At 34.1% G+C, this 20504-nt stretch carries 15 protein-coding genes, 1 tRNA gene and 5 pseudogenes; 5 read left to right on the forward strand and 16 right to left on the reverse strand.

Annotated elements, in window-relative coordinates:
• From ACFIMC_RS07990 to ACFIMC_RS08000, 3 genes and pseudogenes are all read right to left on the reverse strand, one after another.
• Nucleotides 1–121, reverse strand: a pseudogene (locus ACFIMC_RS07990) (SMI1/KNR4 family protein); the annotation flags it as partial.
• 50 nt (nt 122–171) lie between these two features.
• The gene (locus tag ACFIMC_RS07995) at nt 172–741 is read right to left on the reverse strand and encodes an SMI1/KNR4 family protein (RefSeq protein ID WP_375681059.1); all 570 of its coding nucleotides are present in this window, start codon (nt 739–741) and stop codon (nt 172–174) included.
• Nucleotides 742–805: 64 nt separating this feature from the next.
• Nucleotides 806–2801, reverse strand: a pseudogene (locus ACFIMC_RS08000) (DUF637 domain-containing protein); the annotation flags it as partial.
• A gap of 1011 nt (nt 2802–3812) precedes the next feature.
• Between ACFIMC_RS08000 and ACFIMC_RS08005 the strand changes: the two are divergent.
• A pseudogene (locus ACFIMC_RS08005) lies at nt 3813–4351 on the forward strand (hypothetical protein).
• Here the strand turns inward: ACFIMC_RS08005 and ACFIMC_RS08010 are convergent.
• The 9 genes from ACFIMC_RS08010 to ACFIMC_RS08050 form a co-directional block, all read right to left on the reverse strand.
• Complete coding sequence (locus ACFIMC_RS08010) at nt 4335–4622, reverse strand: hypothetical protein (protein WP_375681060.1); 288 nt, start codon at nt 4620–4622, stop codon at nt 4335–4337. The pseudogene ACFIMC_RS08005 and the gene ACFIMC_RS08010 sit on opposite strands and share 17 nt — an antisense overlap.
• Before the next feature lie 288 nt (nt 4623–4910).
• Nucleotides 4911–5192 carry a hypothetical protein gene (locus ACFIMC_RS08015; RefSeq protein ID WP_375629703.1) on the reverse strand — a complete coding sequence of 94 codons (282 nt, stop codon included), beginning with the start codon at nt 5190–5192 and terminating at the stop codon, nt 4911–4913.
• Nucleotides 5193–5436: 244 nt separating this feature from the next.
• Nucleotides 5437–5745, reverse strand: a complete 309-nt coding sequence (locus tag ACFIMC_RS08020; protein ID WP_375613812.1) for a BrnA antitoxin family protein — start codon at nt 5743–5745, stop codon at nt 5437–5439.
• A gap of 690 nt (nt 5746–6435) precedes the next feature.
• The gene (locus tag ACFIMC_RS08025; RefSeq protein WP_375629706.1) at nt 6436–7002 is read right to left on the reverse strand and encodes a biotin transporter BioY; all 567 of its coding nucleotides are present in this window, start codon (nt 7000–7002) and stop codon (nt 6436–6438) included.
• Nucleotides 7003–7259: 257 nt separating this feature from the next.
• The gene (locus ACFIMC_RS08030) at nt 7260–7817 is read right to left on the reverse strand and encodes a biotin transporter BioY (protein ID WP_375662645.1); all 558 of its coding nucleotides are present in this window, start codon (nt 7815–7817) and stop codon (nt 7260–7262) included.
• Nucleotides 7818–7832: 15 nt separating this feature from the next.
• Complete coding sequence (locus ACFIMC_RS08035) at nt 7833–8471, reverse strand: energy-coupling factor transporter transmembrane component T family protein (protein WP_375633214.1); 639 nt, start codon at nt 8469–8471, stop codon at nt 7833–7835.
• Nucleotides 8468–9148 (reverse strand): energy-coupling factor ABC transporter ATP-binding protein, encoded by a 681-nt coding sequence (locus ACFIMC_RS08040; RefSeq protein WP_375618715.1) that lies wholly within the window; start codon nt 9146–9148, stop codon nt 8468–8470. The genes ACFIMC_RS08035 and ACFIMC_RS08040 overlap by 4 nt, the downstream gene beginning before the upstream one ends.
• A gap of 40 nt (nt 9149–9188) precedes the next feature.
• Nucleotides 9189–10616 carry an amino acid permease gene (locus ACFIMC_RS08045; protein WP_375672080.1) on the reverse strand — a complete coding sequence of 476 codons (1428 nt, stop codon included), beginning with the start codon at nt 10614–10616 and terminating at the stop codon, nt 9189–9191.
• Between the two features lie 1096 nt (nt 10617–11712).
• Nucleotides 11713–11916 carry a SlyX family protein gene (locus ACFIMC_RS08050; protein WP_375634991.1) on the reverse strand — a complete coding sequence of 68 codons (204 nt, stop codon included), beginning with the start codon at nt 11914–11916 and terminating at the stop codon, nt 11713–11715.
• Between the two features lie 455 nt (nt 11917–12371).
• Between ACFIMC_RS08050 and ACFIMC_RS08055 the strand changes: the two genes are divergently transcribed.
• Nucleotides 12372–12447, forward strand: a tRNA-Thr gene (locus ACFIMC_RS08055).
• An 87-nt stretch (nt 12448–12534) separates the two neighbouring features.
• Here the strand turns inward: ACFIMC_RS08055 and ACFIMC_RS08060 are convergent.
• Nucleotides 12535–12735 (reverse strand): annotated as a pseudogene (locus tag ACFIMC_RS08060) (helix-turn-helix transcriptional regulator).
• Nucleotides 12736–13762: 1027 nt separating this feature from the next.
• Here ACFIMC_RS08060 and ACFIMC_RS08065 point away from each other — a divergent pair.
• Together ACFIMC_RS08065 and ACFIMC_RS08070 are read left to right on the forward strand one after the other, a co-directional pair.
• Nucleotides 13763–14425, forward strand: a complete 663-nt coding sequence (locus ACFIMC_RS08065) for a lysozyme (RefSeq protein WP_375612387.1) — start codon at nt 13763–13765, stop codon at nt 14423–14425.
• The gene (locus tag ACFIMC_RS08070; RefSeq protein ID WP_375672073.1) at nt 14422–14649 is read left to right on the forward strand and encodes a hypothetical protein; all 228 of its coding nucleotides are present in this window, start codon (nt 14422–14424) and stop codon (nt 14647–14649) included. The genes ACFIMC_RS08065 and ACFIMC_RS08070 overlap by 4 nt, the downstream gene beginning before the upstream one ends.
• A 637-nt stretch (nt 14650–15286) precedes the next feature.
• On the opposite strand, the pseudogene ACFIMC_RS08075 reads toward ACFIMC_RS08070, so the two are convergent.
• Both ACFIMC_RS08075 and ACFIMC_RS08080 read right to left on the reverse strand, forming a co-directional pair.
• A pseudogene (locus ACFIMC_RS08075) lies at nt 15287–15720 on the reverse strand (integrase); the annotation flags it as partial.
• A gap of 730 nt (nt 15721–16450) precedes the next feature.
• Nucleotides 16451–16780, reverse strand: coding sequence for a hypothetical protein (locus ACFIMC_RS08080; protein WP_375672074.1), 330 nt, complete (start codon nt 16778–16780; stop codon nt 16451–16453).
• A 430-nt stretch (nt 16781–17210) separates the two neighbouring features.
• On the opposite strand from ACFIMC_RS08080, the gene ACFIMC_RS08085 reads away from it, so the two are divergent.
• Nucleotides 17211–17333 carry a hypothetical protein gene (locus tag ACFIMC_RS08085; RefSeq protein WP_375681061.1) on the forward strand — a complete coding sequence of 41 codons (123 nt, stop codon included), beginning with the start codon at nt 17211–17213 and terminating at the stop codon, nt 17331–17333.
• A 1063-nt stretch (nt 17334–18396) separates the two neighbouring features.
• Here ACFIMC_RS08085 and lldD read toward each other — a convergent pair.
• On the reverse strand, nt 18397–19548 hold the full coding sequence (lldD, locus tag ACFIMC_RS08090; protein WP_375613512.1) for an FMN-dependent L-lactate dehydrogenase LldD: 1152 nt from the start codon (nt 19546–19548) through the stop codon (nt 18397–18399).
• Nucleotides 19549–20504 lie beyond the last annotated feature (956 nt).

Below are 20504 nucleotides of genomic sequence, written 5' to 3' on the forward strand. Positions count from 1 at the left end.
GAGTTCTCTCAGCCTTTTCAATCAATATATCATCAGGTGCATCCTCTGCAGTGCCAAAGTCGATAACATCCGGATACTTATCAATTAATACTGCAACATCAGCTAAAGTATAGGTTTTCATAGATGATCCTCAGAACTTGCGTAACGCTCCATATTTCCTCACTATCAATTTCACCTCTTCCATAGTTTTTTCCAAAAACTCTTGTAAAAAGGGATAGGTTGCGGAGTGGGAGCGTTCTCAATCTTTTCAATTGGTTGGTCTCCATCAGGTATCTCTTCTCCCGCGCTTTCTTTAATTCTTTTACAAAGGAATTCATAAAAATTACTGGCGTAATATTCACAATCTTCAGATGGAAGCATGACATAAAGTGGGCATTCACCATCCCTAAACTGCGTATAATCAAAATAAAAGGTTTCACCAAAAGCAGCATCACAAACGATAAGCTGTTTTGGTGTTGCGAAACCACGTTTTCTATCATTTAAGTTTTGAAAAACAATATCATCAAAAGGAACACCTATAGGATGCTCATAAAGACTATAGATTTCTTCACCACCAATGTCCCCGCCTTTATAATGTTTTAAAAAAACTTTATAGGAAGATGTGAATTGTAAACCGAGAGCTTTCTCCGCCTTTTCAATCACGAGATCACCAACCGCATTTTCTTCAGAACAAAAATTGACAATATCACCTTCATATTTATCAACTAATTGTATAACATCATCTAAGGTATAGGTTTTCATCAATTATTCTCCATCAATTATTCTATAAATCTCTGTTTTTTCTCTTTTCATCAACCGTAGATCACTACTGCCGGTGCTCCTGTCCCCATCTGTCAAAATTTAGACCTATGATACCCCATTTCATATCAATTATTCCTCCTAAACTACTGTTTTTTTGTTCTCCATGCCCATTGCCGTATTCTTTCCAATATTCCTTTCTCTGCTTCTTAAACTTTTTTCTCTCTATAAGCGATTGATGTGTTTTTGGATTAGCATGAATAACAGAAGTATATTTTTTATGAAATTCATGGCTCATTTCCGCTAGGGGTCCATCGGGGGTTTGCTTTAGGTGATGCAACTCAACAGGCTTGCCATCAAACCCCATAGGTGCTCTTCCTGTTTTTGTCCTTTCAATATTGGTACCCCACACCTTTTTCTTCTTTACTGTCCAACTAACAATTTGGTTAGGATCAAACTGGTCGTCTCTCCGATAAACTGTGTAGGTCTGTCCAAATTTGCTATCGGTAAATTTAGTGGGTTTCTTTTTTAACCAAAGCTTTTTTTCTTTAGCAGCAAGTTTGGTCAGTTCTTTCCTAGCAGCTAGTTTGTCAGGATCTCCTTGAGCTGCAAGTTCTGCAAGATTTTTCTTGGAAGCGAATTGGGCAAAATCTTTCCTAGCAATGAATTTAATCCAAGCCTTTTCGCCAAGCTTTATGGCTCCCTTGGCTGCTCCAGCAACTCCTGTCATTAGGGATGCTGTTTCAGTCAATAATTTTCCAAATTCAAGTCCAGCTTTAAAGGATCCACCAGCACCGGCTCGCTCATATTCCTCCTCCATTTTATTAATGCGATCTACATAGGACTGTCCAAGGGTCTGACCAATTGTCGCCAAAATCTCACCACTGCTGAAAAAATCTTTGAGCGCTTTCAAAGTCTCTTTGGGATGTTTGGCTATTTGCAAAAAACCATCAACCGTATCGTATATTTCAGCCGGGACACCAGCTACCATACCTGCCGCAAAGCTTATATCTTGCCCTGTACTAATCGCAGTCCACTTCGCAGACACTTCTGCTGCACATAAAAAGTCAGGACACTCCTTTAATTCTTTCTCCATCTGAGCTTGTTGCGCACTGCTGAGGTAGTTATTTGCAGCGGCATTACCAGCGGCATCAGCGCCGGCATCAACATTGCCACCGGCAATGGCGGCAGCAACGCCCCCGGCAGCCCTTGCAACATCAATGGTGTGGTCTCTAAAGTCAGCAAACTGCGCATCAATCTTTGCGTTTATACGCGCTTCCTCTTCCGCAGTTGGGGTGCGACCGTTTAGGTCCCCCATTTCCTCTTTCACAATGCCTTGCACCCACAATTGAAACTGGAGCATAGCAGTGGCTTCACCCACAGCACCCCCCACAGCACCGGCTGTGCAAGCACCGCTCGCAACAGCGCCTTTTAAGCAGCCAAGTCCTGCATGGGCAACGATCTGCGTGACCGTATCTATTTTGCCTTCTGCCTTGGCGGTACCGATTTCTTCCGCCAACGATTTGCCAACCGTATCAGACAGGGCGATGCGCAGATTGTTAAAAAAGTTCTTGTCAAGAGAGCCACCCTCAAGAGCCGTTTGAACGCCTGTGCCAATGGCGGCTTTGATCAAGTTCTTTTCCGCCTCACGGGTGATGCGATCAACCAGAGGAGCCGTTTTAGGCAAGGATTGTCCAACACCAGCCATTTCGGTTAGTTGGCTGGTTAAGCCCGCCGTTAACATCGACGAGACAATGCTGAGAACATTCTTTGAAGAGCCAAGCTCATGCAAGGCACCGGCAATATTGCCGCGATTATTGACAAGAGCCACAGCGCTTTTGTTAATCAGCGCTTGGACACCTGCCTGTATCGCTGCATTCATGGCGGTGCTCGAGCCAAGCCCCAAAGCACCGGTAATGGCACTAGCAGCGCCCGAGGCTGCTCCGCCTGTAACCGCCGTGACAGCCAATGCCACGGATAGCCGCACCGGCTTCTGTCAGCCCTTGGGCTTTATAATCCCAGTCTTTAAATTCAGCCTTAACTGCTTGCCAATCAACTTTCCTTACAAATCTTAATCAACCCAAAGTAATAGCCTGAAATAGCCGTGTGTCGTATGGAAAATTAAAAACAAAAACCGAATGAAGAAAACGCACTTGAGACTTGCATATGGCTTCACAGGTTTATTGCTGTAAAAGCTTCAAATGATGATATCTCTAATACTTTTCGCTTGTTCTCTTGTGGTAGCTTCCACATGCAAAAATATATGGACTATAATACCTCTTCTCAAGCTTATCAAACTGAACTCAAAGGTATTTCCTTATTGATTTTGAAAGAGTTCTTAAAACGCATTTTGCAGAGCAACGTAGAAAGCATGTCTAAAAAAAATCATTCCAAGAGCAACAGATTTTTCTAAGTATTGTGAAGAGACTGAAAAAGATCTTCTTTCACGCGCCAAAACTCCTCATGAAATAATGAGGAGAGTTTAAAATAGATTTCTAAAAAATAGCAAAATAGTGAAAAGTGCTGATCATTTTTGGATTGGATATGCATTTAAAGAGTGATTAAAAAGTTTTTTTAATGTACAATATATTTCTAGAAGCTAAAATAGCTCTATAGTATCAAATTTATAAAGTAAATAAATCCATTAATACAAATTAAGGATTTTAGGATACGCGAATTTCAAAATATTTGTTTTTTAAAACATGAGTAGCCAGCATCAGCGCAAAAAATGTTGCGGCAATTATGATTCCCTTTCGTGTACTTTTGAAATAACAGAGCTTTTCTTTAATCTTTATGAAAGGATTGCCAGTGCGATGGGCTTTGTTGAAAGGTGGATTTGGGTATCAAAATGCAAGCAAGAGTTTGGGATTATGGAGCTCTGTGTTTAAAGCTATCATCAACTATAGATAAATCATAGACGAGGTTAACTAAAATATTAAAAGCAACTGGATGCAATAGAAGACATTGCTATTAAAAGAAAAGCAAATGCTAAAAAGACTAAAAGGTAGTTTGTGTTTTTATATCAGAAAATAATTTAAGAAATTGAGATCATAATTTTTTCACAGGAAATAAATATGTTTACAGATAAGAAGAGAAAAGCCTTGTTTGGCGTTATAATTTTTATATTTGTATGTTTTTTAGGAATAAGAAAAAATCTTGACTTTATTCAGGGTATTTTGACATTCGCGTCTATTTCTTTGGTGATCGTAACAACTGTTTTTGCAATTTTATGCAATTCTAATATCCCTTCTGAGTTGCAAAACAACCCACAATATAAATGCGGCAATACAACAGGTTGGAAGAGATTAACATGTGAGTTACATCAGTATATGCACAGTCTCCTAAAGTTAATAATTTTAGCGCTTGTCGTTTTAATTTTCCCAAGTAGTTATAAAGAAACTGTTTCTTTGCCTGTCATTTCTAAGTACGTGGAGCACAAGTTTTCTTTTTTATTGGATACCGTACTTTGGTACTTAGATATTGCTCTTGGATATTCAAATATTATAATTTGGTACTTTTTTTAGTCTGTGTATTCTTCCTTATGTTGCGTACACGCAGTTTAATAAATATATCTATTTACACGCTACAGTGCTCTATTAAAGAGATACAGTAAAATTTACAATTTCATGCTTTAATTTTTCTTTTATATTTCCTTCATTATACATACCATTATCATTTTTACTTGTTTTAATAGCAAATTTATGTTGAAAAGTTTCAGTATTAAAGATTATATCAAAATTATTATGTGTCTTTCCAACAAAACTTATGTTTTTAAATGCTGGATTTAATTTATATTTTTTAAAAAGATTCAAAAAATAATTCTTTAAAATTATTTTTTTCTTTAAATTTGATACCCAAGTCAATTTCCATTTCAGAATAATCATCCGTGGGAAATTCACCCAACAAAAGTTTAGCCATCTTTAGCAAGTTGTCTTCTGATTGCATTGCAAAAAAATCTAATTGTTTTGGTTGTGTATATTTCAGTTTTATTTCTTTAATTAAAAGCAATTTTTTTCGAACTCTTCCTTACCAACAATATCAGGTGAGATATCAATCGTTTTCGGGGGAAAAGATTTTTTGTAGTGTAGCTGCAAGAATTTGTTTAACTCTTTATTTGAAGAAAAAAGAGTTAACTCTATAGGAATCAAAATTCCAAAATATTGCTTATTTTGTTAAATCTGATTTTTAGAACGTGGGTTAGGAATATTCTGAAAGTCGTTTTCAGAATCAATCACTTCAGGATTATAAGGACTATTTTCTCCCGTTAAAACATAAATCCAATAGCAGATCTTCGAGTTAACAGAAAACTTTTCGATTATTAAGGTAGCACATTGATTATCACAGTTAAAATCGTATCTCCCTTCCTCTAAAAATTTATCAGCATCATTGATATTAACTAATTCTGAGGCTGGATCTATTTTATATTTATAAGAAAGGAAGTTAATGGTATTCATAAAGTTAACATAATTACAATGTCTATGTCTTATCAGACGGCAGGTGTTGCCTAAGTTATCTTAGTGACTACGGGAGGGTAGTGTATCCCAAATATACTGCGTCGTTTAGAATCGTTTGGCTGAAAATTAAGGCTATAAAATTTTAATTGCAAAAGCAATACGAGTTTTAGAGAACTCTGCAGTGAAAGCTGCTTAGATTTTTAGAATATGGGCCCCCCTTCTCGGCTTTTAAGTGGAGGAGAAATCAGTGCATTGAACGAAGCATGGCATCACGTAAAATGGCGTTAATCCGCTTTTGATATCCTTTCCCTTGACTTTTAAAGTCACGCGCTAGCACGTCTGAATCCACACGCACTGTTGTGACAGTTTTGGGTGGTTTATAGAATGGATTGCGAACGGCATTTTTCCAGAACACATCATTGAGTGACGGAATATCACTATGATCAATTGCACTGTCCGGCATTGCAGCCAGTTTATCAACTTCAACTCTCTGTTTATCTGTCAAAGGTGATAAGTTACCTACATCAATTTTATAACGAACTTTCTTCTTTATAACGTTTCTTTTCTTTCGAGTTGGCTCGTCGTGCTGAAATAATACGGATTACCTCTATGCCATCTTTATCGTCATGGACAGTATGCGCTACAAATATTAATAAAAAACCATCCATGAGCCATAAAGCTTGCTCACCATACTCTCGTTTTCAATACGGTCTTGTTTAACCATAGTGAATGGGGCTGCAAAAACACTTGCAGCTATTTCAAAACTTTACACGGTGCTTTCTAAGATTACTTTTTGTTTTAGCTTCATTCCATTCAAATCTCATTTTTATACCTTATATTAATACATTTACTTATATTAACACATTTATAAGGGTATTATATACATCAAGAGTTTTAGATGAACACTTAATTATCCATGTTTTTGTACAATTAATATAATAATAATTTAAAAATTAGTGATTAATTAACTAAAAATATTAAAAAAATAATAAATTATTCTAAGGCTTTATGCATATAATATGCAAATCGAATAAAACTTACAAGCATGTTGAATAAAATGATATTAATTGGCTATTTGGGAGCTGCTCCTGAAAGCAAAAATGAATTTTGGTGCCGAAACATTCAATTTTCGTATGGCTATCTCTGAGAGCTATGCAGATAAAAATACCAATAAAAAGTAGACAAAACAAAATGGTATTCCGTGGTGCTTTTTAAGCTACATACATTTGGCAAAATTTGTTCTTCAGTACAGAACTGCCCCTTTTTCCGAATGAATGAGAGGAACGGTTTTTTTAATGGTCAACGCTACAAAGGATGCAATCAGCACTTTCAAGAAACCACTAACCAAAAAACCTAATGAACTTATTAAAACTGTCAGCAAAGGGACCTGTGTCATATAAGCCACCCATGGTATTCCAAAAGAATAGACTATCCCAATGCCACCCACAGTATTTATCACAAATAATATTATAAAATTTAACCGGTGCCAAAATAATTCTACCATAAAGCCAATAAAAAATGCAGCAAATGGAAAACTAATCAGATAACCACTCGTAACTCCTGAAAAAACACTAATTCCACCACGACCACTAGGCAATAGAGGTAACCCAATCGCAATAAGAACAAGGAAAAGAAGTGATGCTAAAGCTCCCCTTTTCGCTCCAAGTATAGAGCCTGCTAACATCGGAGCCATAGACTGAGCTGTAATAGGGACGCCCAGCAAAAAAGGAAGATAAATAGGAGGAAAAAGACTCAAAACAGCGTAAATAGCGGCAAATAAAGCAATATAAACTAAATCTTTTGTATTCACTGAATTATTCCTTCACTAGGGAAAAGCTTTCGTTATTGTTGTACAATTAATAAAAAGTATCAGATTTATAAAAGTACACTTTAAATGCCTTAGATATAGAGAAAAATACTATAATAATTTATTTTAATAACATCACTTATATGAATCATATTAGATTCTACAGTGTTTAATTACATCATAAATTACTATAGTTAAATTCAATAATAGTGATATATGAATATTATATAATAACAATATAACAAAATAATACATTTATTTTAGTTATTATGCTTTGAATGAATGAGAGGAACAGATCTTTTAATCGCGAGTGCAATAAAGGATGCAATCAACGCTTTTAAACAATCGCCTATCAAAAAAACTGATGAAGCCATTAAAACATTCAGTAAAGAAACTTTGGTCATATAAGCTGTCCATGGAACACCAAAAGAATAAACTATCCCAATGCCACCGACAGTATTTATCACAAATAATATTATAAAATTTAACCGCTGCCAAAACAATTCTACCATTAAACCAATAAAAAATGCGGCAAATGGAAAACCTATTAAATAACCACTTGCAATCCCTGAAAAGACACTGATCCCACCGCGACCACCAGGCAACAGAGGTAATCCAATCGCAACAAGAACAAGAAAAAGGAGTGACGCTAAAGCACCCCTTTTTGCCCCAAGTATAGACCCTGCTAGCATCGGTCCCATCGATTGAGCTGTAATAGGTATCCCTAGAAGAAAAGGAAGATAAATAGAAGGGAAAAGGCCCAAAATAGCATAAACAGCGGCAAATAAGGCAATATAAACTAAATCTTTTGTATTCATTTGATTCTTCTTTCACTATAAAAAACTTTGATTATTATGAGATGCTGTATCAATGGTATCAGCATCATAAGAACGCGCTTCCAATGCTTCAGCCACTTCTGAAGCCATTCTTATGGTTCGTATAATTAAAGGTATCGCAAGAGCGACAATGTTAGTGTTAAGTCCCCGTGCTTGCTGTGCTTCATGTACCTCATTAAACTTTTCACTCAAAAGAGGAATAAACCTGATCGCCATAGAGATAACCATACTCACTTTTGATGGATTTATACCAAAACAACGAAAGGGCTGGAGGCCTGCTTCAATTGCATCCACCATATCTGAAACTTTTGTTGTGAATGAAATAAGTGATGATAAAGAAAAGAGGATAACAAGACGTAATATGACCTCAACCCCCGTAAACCAACCGCTAAAAATAGTTTGAAATACAAATAGAAGAACTAAAAGCAATCCCATCGATTTAAATTGCTTTATCGCAGTTTTGAAAGGGACCTTGGCGACTCTATAGAATAAGATGACCAACAACAAAAATAACCCAAGAAGCGCTATGGAAGAAACCATTATTATAAAAGTTCCACACGCCGTAAGAAATAATAACTTAACTCCAGGACTTAACCTATGAATAAACGTATCCCTTGGAATATATAAACCGATCATGACATTCTTCTTATATACTCCTTGATAGCAACAAAAGGTACATCATCAATTGCTATCTCCCCCTTATCAAAAACCAGCACTCTATCAAACTTTTTCAAAAACTCCAAATCATGCGATACAACTATTGCCGTTTGTGGTAATTCTTCTATCACTTGCGTAACGCGATGCTTATTTCGCAAATCAAGTAATGTTGTCGGCTCATCAAAAATAATGTAGTCTGGTTTCATTGCAACTACACCGGAAATAGCAACGAGTTGTTTTTGCCCACCACTTAATAAATGGACAGCGTGATTTCTGAAATCTTGAAGTTCATAGCGTTGTAAAATTTCATCTACACGCTCCTTAATTTCATCTTTATTAAGCTTTAAATTTTTGAGACCAAAGGATAAATCCTCTTCAACTAATGGTAAAACAATCTGATTATCGGGATTCTGAAATACAAATCCAACTTTACGCTTTACTGCTTTTGCATCGCGCTTGGTATCAAGCCCATCAACGCTTACAAAACCGTGAGATGGTAATTGGAGTCCATTAATAAGACGAACAAATGTACTTTTTCCAGAACCATTCGCACCTATAACAGCAATTCGTTTTTCGGTAAGCTGTACAGTAATATTTCTTAAAACACACAAATCACCAAAAACTTGTGTTACCTCATCAAATTTTATAGTCCCCAAGATTTATTCCAATCAATCCCTTTTATTAGCTCTTCTTTCTCTATCGTTTCAGTTTATAACCTAAAAGTAATAATAAGCACCATAGAGGAATAATAATGACTGCCAAACTCATATCAGGCATCTGTACAGGAATATATGTTTCAAGAAAAGGCACGCTTATTCCTATCATATCAAAAAGTCGAGTCATCAATCCATTTTGCCCAAAACCACTGATAAACATAATGCAAAATAATAAAGCAAGAAAGAAGAGACAAAGATAGTTAGCGTAAGGATATAAACCAAACGCATAAGTAAAGTTGCCTTTTCTGTTCTTATGGGCATTGCGAAATTTCAAATGAACAATAACAATAATAGCCCAAGTAATCACTGCTGCTGCAGTTGCAAGAGCCATGATCCGCATGAAACTATTATCAGGAACAAGAGCATTAACAACGACAATCAACACCGTACAGAATGATGAAAAAAGGATAGCAATATAAGGAACACGAGCAGCACTCAGTTTACTAAAAATATGTGGTGCATTTTTTTGTACAGCTAAACTATAAAGCATACGGCCATTAGAATAAATGCCACTATTGTAAACAGAAATAGCAGCCATAATCACCACAAAATTCAAAATATGACCAGCAGCAGGAATTCCTATAGTCTCGAAAATTGTGACAAAAGGGCTACCATTTTTTCCAATCATATTCCAAGGGCTGATTATCATAATAATGCTGATAGAACCAATATAAAAAATTATAATCCTCCACATAACTTGACGAATAGCCGCTGGAATTGTTTTTTGTGGATTAGATGCCTCTCCAGCAGCAATACCAATAAGCTCTGTTCCTCCAAAAGAAAACATTACTACAGAAGTTGCTAAAACAACCCCTACTGCTCCATAAGGAAAAAAACCGCCATGGTCCCAAAGATAATGAATATTCGCTTGATTTTCCCCTAGTCCAGTGACAATGAGAAAAATTCCAAAAATAATCATACCAATAACAGCAGCCACTTTGATCAAAGCGCAAGCAAATTCAAATTCTCCATAAAAACGAACATTAAACAAATTAACAAATGTAACAAATAAAAGAACAATGAAAGATGTCTTCCAATGATCAATCAAAATCCAATGATCAAGGTAAAACCCTATCACTGTAAGTTCAGCCATGCTCACAAGAATATAAAGAAACCAATAATTCCAACCTGTTATGAAACCAGCTAATCTCCCCCAATATTTATAAGCAAAAAAACTAAATGCTCCTGAAGACGGTTCTTCTACTGACATTTCACCAAGCATTCGCATAATGAAATACATAATAAGCCCGCCGACAAGATAAGATAAAATAACTGAAGGGCCAGCTAATTGAATTGCCTCGGTTGATCCATAAAAAAGTCCTGTCCCAATAACGCCACCCAAAGCAATCATTTGAATATGGCGATTTTGAAGGCTACGCTTCAATTCCTCGTGCTTTTTTTCAGACATCATGCCTCACTACTTTTGTTGAACCTAACCTCAACTTTTATTGAAAAATTAGGCACCTCTTTCAAAAAACACAAAACAAACGTAAACTTATTTTCTTATCATAATGCAACTCCTTATTTTTTTGTGCATTATACGTATGTCCCGTTGAAGTTTTAAGAAAAAATATGCTCCACCCTTTATTTAAATTAATGTCCTTCATTTTCGTTACACTAACCATTATAGCATTGGTCATTGATAACACACACTCTGTAATCACATCACATTGGACAACAACCCCCTTTAATAAAATTTTAACAAGCCTTCTGCAAACAGATATCTATCACCTTAATCAATCTCTATGCAAGGTAATGCCTGATTTTCTGTCCTCAATTTGCATTACTCTCACTTATTTACCCGCATGGTCTATCTTTGGTGCTTTAGCAATAGTATTTTGTATCTTAAATTACGAAAAACAAAAGCCTTTTCACAAAATATCATATACATATAACGAAGAGTACATTTGATCTTGAAAAAAACTTCTAGAGCTCTCTGTACTATACACAACAGGTATCGCTTAGAGCACCTCACCCTATTAAAACAACTGAAAATCATTTGATCATCAGAATGGATTAAAACGCTTTATTATAAATATATGCGCTCAGTTATAAATTATACGGGCTCACTTATGATTTCTATAGATAATGATAACATTACTTCATTTGTATCAATTTAATAAAAACTAGCGAATAAACCTAACTCCCATCTATAGAAAATTCTGTACAGAAAAAACTTAACATATTGAAGTTCATATATTTTTATGGATGTTCCTTTATACTCTACAAAAACTTTTCTTAATTTTAGTACTAGAAATCACATATAAAAAAACGTCTTCTAATATCAGCACTCCTTATAAAATTGGAACTTCTTGAAATTAATGAAGAAGCTTATAAAAATTATTCTACAAGTCTAACAAAATGCGTTAAACAAAAACCAATCTGTAAATAATTGCAATTGTAATAAAGAATATTTCGCATCTTACTCCCATTGTGACATCCACCCTATTACATCTAAAAAAATCCAAGAGACTATTAGCAGAAAAATTTTAAGCATCTTCTCTCTATTGAGAAAATGGTAAAATAACAGCTTCAGTCACACTCTGTTCTTTTAAATCTGAAAATCGTTTCGCTAAAACATCAACTTTTTTAGATATCTCATCCAAACTTTTCCATTGATCAGTTACCACTCGAGAAAGTTCCTCAATGAATTTTTCTTGGTAAACTAGCTTCATTTCTAGTTCTATCAGCCGATCTTCATCCGACATGATTTTTACTCCCTCTTAAATAAAAAAACGTGATTAATTTTATTAATCCTCCTCCCTTTTTCTTCCCATAAAAATGAGAAGTAACTTTTCAAATAATTCTACTCATCTTATTTGCACATTATAAAAGGTTTATGATGATCTTTATTTTCCCAATCACTTATACAACAAATTTCTTTCTTAAGAATCAGAAAATGTTTTTATCTTTACTAAGTTATCTTGACACCATTTTTCATCCTAAAGATCTACATTCCCAGCTTCTTAATTTAAGTGCTATCGTAAATTGGAAAGCATTTTATAGCATTAAGGTCAAAGAATACTTTCCTCTGACTTTTACATACTTCTCCTTCAAATTATTATCATATGTATAAATTATTGAAAAAATGCATTCTTGCTTTTATACGTACTTTTAGCTATTACCCTCAAATTAGTTTTGTTTCATTGACTTACAAACCTATGCCGCATTAGCTCAGTTGGTAGAGCACATCATTCGTAATGATGGGGTCGCTGGTTCGAATCCGGCATGCGGCACCATTTTATTTCTTAAACATATTGAAATATATATTTTTTTTAATTAATTATCTGTTTGAAGACCACCTTCTAGGGTTTATGCAATTTTATCTAATCTGTTGTTATTTGCTCCGTATTTTTCTCTGGAGTAAATGCTAAAACCTCTTTCTTTCTCCACCTCACTGCTCACCCTAGCTTATATGGCTCCGGCCCCCTCTGAAGCATCCAATTGCGAATCGTTGTTGTGGATATACTAAAAAGCTGTGCACACTCACGTATTATTACATATCTATTGCCATCATCAAATATCATCTCATTGCCTTTTTATTTTTTATGTTATGTGAATGGGCTGGGATGCTAGGAGGAGAGAGCTTCCTATATTGTCAAGCAGCTTTTTGTCAAAATCTTTTGTGTCTCTTGTGCTATTGCCTCTAAAAAGATTTCAATAGCTTGATTGATTTGTTTAAGAGGCTGCTGGAAACGTAGCCAATACAACACCAGACAAAGATGATACCATTGGACCCGAACGCCCTACCAAATGCTTCATATGAAAAAGAAAATATATGAAACCGAACTAATTGTTCAAATTTATTACAGTACAATATTCTTAAAAAAACTATCAAATATCATTGGTCTATATATTGAATATGCTCCACTAATATATTGTTTCAGTTGGAAACAGACTGTAAGAGAGGAGAAATATCCATTATGTTTTTTATGTAACAGTTTATTTAAAATCCTTCATAAAGGTATTTTTTAATGAAATTAAGCAATTAGGGGAAAAAACAAAGAATAATTAAATTAACTATAGATTTTTTTATTAAATATGTATAACACGTTATGTATATGTTTTATTGATTCTAAGATAATTTTTAGATATATAATGTTAAATTATAATGTTTTTTTGTTTTTATAAAAAAATTCTGTGGTGCAATTTATGACTTTTGAAATTACTTAAAAATCAACACCTAATTATTTCATTAATTATTATGTCTCTTATTTTTTGTTAAAAATGCTTTTTGTCATTGGAATTATTGAAGTTTTTTCAAGTAAAGTTCTTCTAAATCATTCTGGATCAACTGTAAGAATTTATGAGTGAAATCTATCTGATTATAAATGGAATTATTATAAAGTTATTGTCTTTAGATGGAGATAAATTGCTGCAAAATGAATAGTATTTAGCATAATCTTTATTCAAAAAAATGATATAGATCTTAAAATAATCCACTATGGATGTTTTGAATTTATTATGCCCTTTCGCTGTTCTGTTCTTAAAAATGAGTAGATGTAAGTTTTTAATTCATATCCTGCTTTGTGTAGTTTTTTATAGGTAAAAATAATGCGAAAAATATCAAAAGAAGGGCTTGTATTGATTAAGCAATTGGAAGGCTTGCGTTTATCAGCTTATGAAGATTCTGGTGGTGTCTGGACAATTGGTTATGGACATACAAGTGCTGCTGGTGCCCCAAGCGTTCACAAAGATATGCAAATTACGGAAAAAGAAGCTGAAAAAATCCTTTGTCAGGACTTGAGGGAGTATGAAGCTGTTGTTGAAAAAGCCGTTACCGTTCCTTTAAACGATGAACAATTCGCGGCATTAGTATCATTTTGCTATAATGTAGGAATCACAGCATTTCGTAGTTCTACACTTTTAAAAAAGCTTAATAAAGGTGAATATGAAGCGATACCAACCGAATTGCAAAAATGGACAAGAGTGGGAGGAAAACGTATCCAAGGTCTTGTCAATCGCCGAGCAACCGAAGCAGGATTGTGGGCAAAAGGAGCTCATGTTGCCCCCAATTATCATGTAGTAGAACCAGAAGGCGTAACAGGTATTTGCAAAGTAGAAGCTCTTGCACCAATCATAGGTTCTTTTTCAGGGCTTGGAGGTCTTTTTGCAGGAAATGGTCCTGTTCAATGGGTTCTAGCAGGCATTATGGTTTTAGCCGCTTGTACGGCTATGATATACATTGCTAAACGTTTTCAGGAACACCGTCTATGATTTTATGGATAAAAAAATATCTGACAATGACGTCAGCGCTCATAGCAGCTTTTTTTATAGCTTTAGTCAAAGCCTTTTTTCTTGGGAAAAAAGTTGAGAAGCAAAAGCAAACAAAAGAAGATTTCAAGATAGCGACAACACGGCTTGAGGTAGAAAATGAAATTAATAAGAAAAGTGATGCTGATGTGCGCACTAAGCTTTCTAGCTGGTTGCGCGACGAATGAACGAACTTCTTGTATTGGATGGCTGCCAATTTATTTGAATCGACAAGATATCAATGTCATTAGTCCAAATTTGGCGAGAGATATTTTAAAACATAACGAACAAGGTGAACGTTTATGTGGTTGGAGAGATAAACGGAAAATAAAGTGATAAAAGTATAATTCCTCTGAAACATCAATCAATGAAAAGATTTGAAAGAGGTGGATACATTCAGATTAAAAGTAAAAGCACTTAAAGGATTAAAACACTCTGGTGGTCGATTAGATTTAATTAGAGTAACTGAGGTGTCTGAATTGAAACTAAAGGATTCAACAGATTATGTTTGTGTAAAATGATTGAGTCTATTGATGTATTCTAAGGGCATCTTTGTTATCCTATCAAAAGAAGATAAGAAAAGATTTTATGGATTGCACTACTATCGTCGTTCAAAGAACTGATCATACACAAAGGCTCTGTTTTCAACAAAAATAACATCTAGGAGCTGGCATGCTTGAAGAAAAGAAATCTACGGAGCTATATAATGAATAATGGTAAGGCTTTTATGTGATTTGTAAATGACGTTGCTTCAGCTTCCTAATTATAATAATGGTGTTGACGATAAGGCAAATACTTTCGCACTGTATCTGCTTTTTCATGCTAAAGTGGCGGGAAAACATTGTGAATGATCTTGGCTGTTAATTTGTCTATAGGTAAATTCCCTATGTGGGAAATGACATGCAACTCCAGTCGAGAAAACCAGCAACCATTTTTGCTTTTATTTTTTAACTTAGCTTTTTTACTTTCAAAAGTCGCCTAGCAATTTCTTGAAAAATATTGCTTTACTATTTTAAGATAATTTTTTTCTGAAATAAAATCCTTCTTTTAAAATATTACGGTAATATCTTGCAAACTCATGTACTGCTTTTAGAGAAAGTTTGTAATAAGACCGTGCCTTTCACGGCTTTTATTGTGATGTGTATAACGGAAAAATTAAGAGTGCGTATTATCTTTTCGAACATTCAACTACAATCTTATTTCATCACAATATTTATCTTGAGAAGATACTTTTACAAAGATACTGATAATCTATAAATCGCTCTCCCCTAATTCACCTTCTTGCTCATCCTTCCATGCATTGCCTGTCCACCTTTTAAACCACCTTAAATTTTTGATATAAAATTTTTTCTTTAATTTTTATTTTTTATTGAATCATAAAAATGATATGTCTCAATCTCACCTCTATGCATCTTTATACGCTCTGATTCTTGTTTCTAAAGCCCAGATTGCCTACATATCGTACTGTTTTTATATTTAATGTATATTTTTAGATTTATTCCTAACTTGTTAGAAAAGTTTTTATATTTTGATAGAAATATCTTCTATCAGTTCACTTTTTTCAAAAGATTCTGAAAGGATTCTCAAAAAGTCTGTAAAGTTAAAGACTATTTAATACGTATTGTTTCTTTTTTAGAAATCAAAATTGGTGATGCCCCATTCCTTACCAGCAATTGTGTTATTTGCAGAGCAGTCTGTATAAGATGGTGTATAAAGTTAACTAAAGTTTTTTGAATTTCTAGCATATTGTTTAAAGACAAAAAACTCCCTCTTATTATGCAAGCAGCTTAGACATCGGCTGATAATCCTCCCGCTTATAAAAATCCTTTCTTTAATAACCTTCAAAACCACAATTAAAGTGGTGAAAGATAAAACAAGATTTTTAGGCGATCATAACGCACAATAAAATCAGACCAGTCTAAATGTTCAATGCTAACACCTGCTAAACAGTGGAAAATAAGTTTTAGCACGCATTCAAATTGGAAGGGCTTAAGCCCCCCGCGCGCTACGATGGTTTTCTACTCTCATCGTACGATTTACATTCCCTCTAAAACTTAATCGCTGTAAATATAAAAATCTTGAAGCCCGTTCTAAATCCGTGAGAGTTTCTGGATCTTGCTGTATTAAACGTTGAAATTCCTCACAACTGCTCATCTGAAATGCTAAATTTTTCATAAAAGGACGATAGTGGCGTTGTAACATCCCTAAAAAGTTTACGACATAACCTGAGAGATTATTGCTGATTTCAGGAGATAGAATCAATTTCTGTTCAAAGAAAATATCACTCATACCAACAAAAAGGTTTAGTCTACATGCCATGAGGAATGTCCTCAAATAATTTTGATATTTTTTTGATCAAATTTCTTTTGTTACCAATATCAGCAGCAACTGGTGTGGAATTAACAGAATGATAATTTTTTATCTTAAAATGTATCCATCATTTTTTACATTCTTTCATCTATCTTAGCCTTCTTTTCACAGCTTCAAATGATAAAAAGTAACTGCAATGTTAAGTCGTTTTGCATCGAACAAATTTCTCGCAAACTATCCCTATTGGCTAGATGACAATCCATCCTCTATTTAAAGAGAGAAAAACTTTTCTTTTTTATTCAGCGATAAAGTAAATATTATCCAATTACTTACGAGTAGAAATTCGATCAAATGGAAACTGTAATTCTTTCTACTCTGAGTAATCTTGTACCTATTTATATAGGTTTAGGAAAGCGTGCTGTTATGAGTATTCATAAAAATGCTTCAAAAATTGATATCAGCAAAACCTCTGTTTAAAAAAGGAAAAGATGTTCTCTTACTTGCTACTGAAGAAACTGTTCAGATTTGTCTTGATGTTGCTAAAGAGATTCCAAAAACATGAAGTTATCCCAACGCTTACAAGTGTGCCAACAATTCAACTTTGAGATAATAGATCAGTGCTAGAGTTATGCCAATCTCACCAATCTGTTGTTGTCTATGAAGAGCATAGTATCAAAGGAGAAGCTTGGAGATGCAATTGTTAAATCGCTTATGGAACAAAACATTCTATGCCAATTTGTATCATTAGGCCCCCCACCATCCCCATCTGCAATAAAAATGAACTGGATATTTTAACAAGTTATAAAATCAATCGAGAACGCATAAATAGTGTTAGAAATGACATACTATACAAAAAATATTCAACTGCTTCCTAATATGCTCGCCAGTTCAAAAACATCATAAATCATTGAGAAAACAAGAAAGAAAAGCACATTAATTCACGCAGTTTTGCTCTCAGTAAACGAGCTTTTTTAAAGATAGTACGGATATTTTTTTTCATTGCTTAAAAATGTACTCCATAAAAACAATATCACATCCATATAATATATTATCCAATGAACTTAATATAAATAATATATAGATTATAGAAATATTATTTATTAGATACATTTTTTATTATAATTATAGATTAAAATAAATACATATTGACATTTTTAATAATTTTATTTATATGCTATAACTAATATTATTTATATTAAAATAAAACTAAATGGATTTTATAAATTTACGTTTTATGCCAATATGGAAAAGAAGTAATTAACATATTATATTTTAATGTTTTTTATATATAGGAGGGAAAAATGCTCACAGCATTATTTATATCTATTTTTTCTATATCAACAGTTGTTTTACCTTTAATATCAGCGCTTGTTCCTTTTTATCCGTAGAATGAGCTTTTAATAAAGTAAATAAAATATGTATGCAATGTTATTATTGTTTTTTTTCGTGTTTATTATTATTAATACTTAATATTATTGTAGTTACTGAGTATTTTCTGTGATTTTATAGAGGAGCTTATTGATCTTTTCTATTTAACTTTAACTGTCAACATATTTTTAAAATATATAATTATGCTCCTCTATAAAAAGACTTTCTTTTTCTGAAAGAAGTATAACATATTGCTTTCATTGCTTAAAAACATCTATATTTACTAAACTCTTGCGTGTAATATCTTTGATTGTCTGAGTACCAGTCAGTGTCATAGCTACCCGCATTTCATTGGCAAAAAGATCAAGGAGATGCATAACACCTTTCTTACCTGCTGCTGCAAGCGCATAAACAAAAGCACGGCCAATCATAACAGCATCCGCACCTTGTGCTATCATGCGTACAACATCAAGACCAGAACGAACACCTGAGTCCACTAAAATAGTCAAATAATCCTTTACAGCATCCGCAATTGCAGGCAACGCTCGTGTTGTTGATAATACACCATCAAGCTGACGTCCGCCGTGATTAGAAACAACAATACCATCCGCACCAAATTTTACTGCTTCTCGTGCATCTTCTGGATCAAGAATACCTTTCAAAATCATTTTTCCTTTCCAAAAATCGCGAATCCATTGTAAATCATGCCAACCAATTGATGGATCAAAATTTGCACCAAGCCAACCAACGTAATCATCCAATGCAATTTTCTTTTTGAGATAAGCAGAGACATTTCCAAGATCATGAGGGCGCCCCATAACACCAACCTTCCAAGCCCAATATGGATGAGTCAAAGCTTGTAAAAAACGACGTAAACCAGCATAAGGACCAGACATTCCTGAATGCGCATCACGATAACGTGCACCAGGAATTGGCATATCAACTGTAAAAACCAACGTGCGTACACCAGCCAACCAAGCCCGTTCTAGTGCATCACGCATGAAACCGCGATCTTTGAGAACATAAAGTTGAAACCAAAATGCACCTCCAACCGCTTCTTGCACTTCCGCAATAGGACAAACTGAAACAGAGGATAGAGTAAAAGGAATCCCTTTTGCCGCTGCGGCACGCGCTGCTTTTACCTCTCCACGACGTGCATACATGCCCGTTAGCCCAACAGGCGCAAGTACAATCGGTAAATCAAGTGTCTGATCAAAAAGCTTGATTGAAAGATCAACTTCACCAACTTGCCTTAGAATCCTTTGACGCAATGCAAGTGCTTGAAGATCTGTACAATTACGTCGCATCGTTTCTTCAGCATAAGCCCCACCATCAATATAGTGAAAAAGAAAGGGAGGAAGACGACGCTTTGCTGCCTTACGATAATCAAGTGTTGAAGAAATAATCATTGATGGCACCATTGTTCCTAAATGAAAAGAGAAAACATCCTAAAACGCATAAAAGCGAATCCATGTACCTACCTATTCGCTATTCTCCCAAAGCACTCTATTGAATAGATAGAAGCAACAGAGACTGCAACTTTCTAAAAAAACTAATTGATAAAAACAACGTCTTTATTGCTCTTATCCAAATTTAAAATCTCACAGTATGAAGTATCATTAATAACGTATCTACTCATATATTCTTCATGTGCAATTAAAATGTTATACTCTCTTTAAAGCAATCCCTCTTCGAAAGCGATTGCTCCGTAGCTTAATTAGTCATAATTTAAAGTCGCTTCTCCCTCCAAAGATCCTTACATTATCAGTTATTAAGAATATAGAGTGTCATTAAGTATAAATCATAATCTCCTCCAAAAGATGAAAAAATCCTTTATTAATACTGGAAATAAAGCTGTCGCATACATGCAGAAATCTTCTTATATCAATATTCAAAACTGAGATCTGTTACTTATTCATGAAAGTTTATAAAAATATATAGTGCCTAATTCATATAAAGCATAAAAACTTTTAATGTTCATACCAATAGAAACCTTCATATTTAATTGAATAATTTTCTAGCAATATTATATCTTGAGGCTATAAATGAGTTACTAAAATTAGAATAATGTTTATTGAAAATAATTGTTACTAAACTGGAGTGAAAACTTATTTATTAACTCTTAAGGATAATTTTTATGCGGAATAAAATATACTGGTTATTACACTCTAGAAAAATTGAGTCAATTGCAGCATCCAATCTCGCATATTTACTTTGAAAAGTGAGTAGCTACTGTTATGTTGAATTTTATTAACCTATTGATTTATTATAATAATAAATATGAATAACATATTGAATATAGTAAAATTCTTTCATTGTAAATTTTGTCACGATGAAATAATCAAAACTATTCTTTTGCACATCA

This window comes from Bartonella sp. AP21QHHD, from assembly GCF_042196205.1.
In the GTDB taxonomy this organism is placed as follows: Bacteria; Pseudomonadota; Alphaproteobacteria; order Rhizobiales; family Rhizobiaceae; genus Bartonella.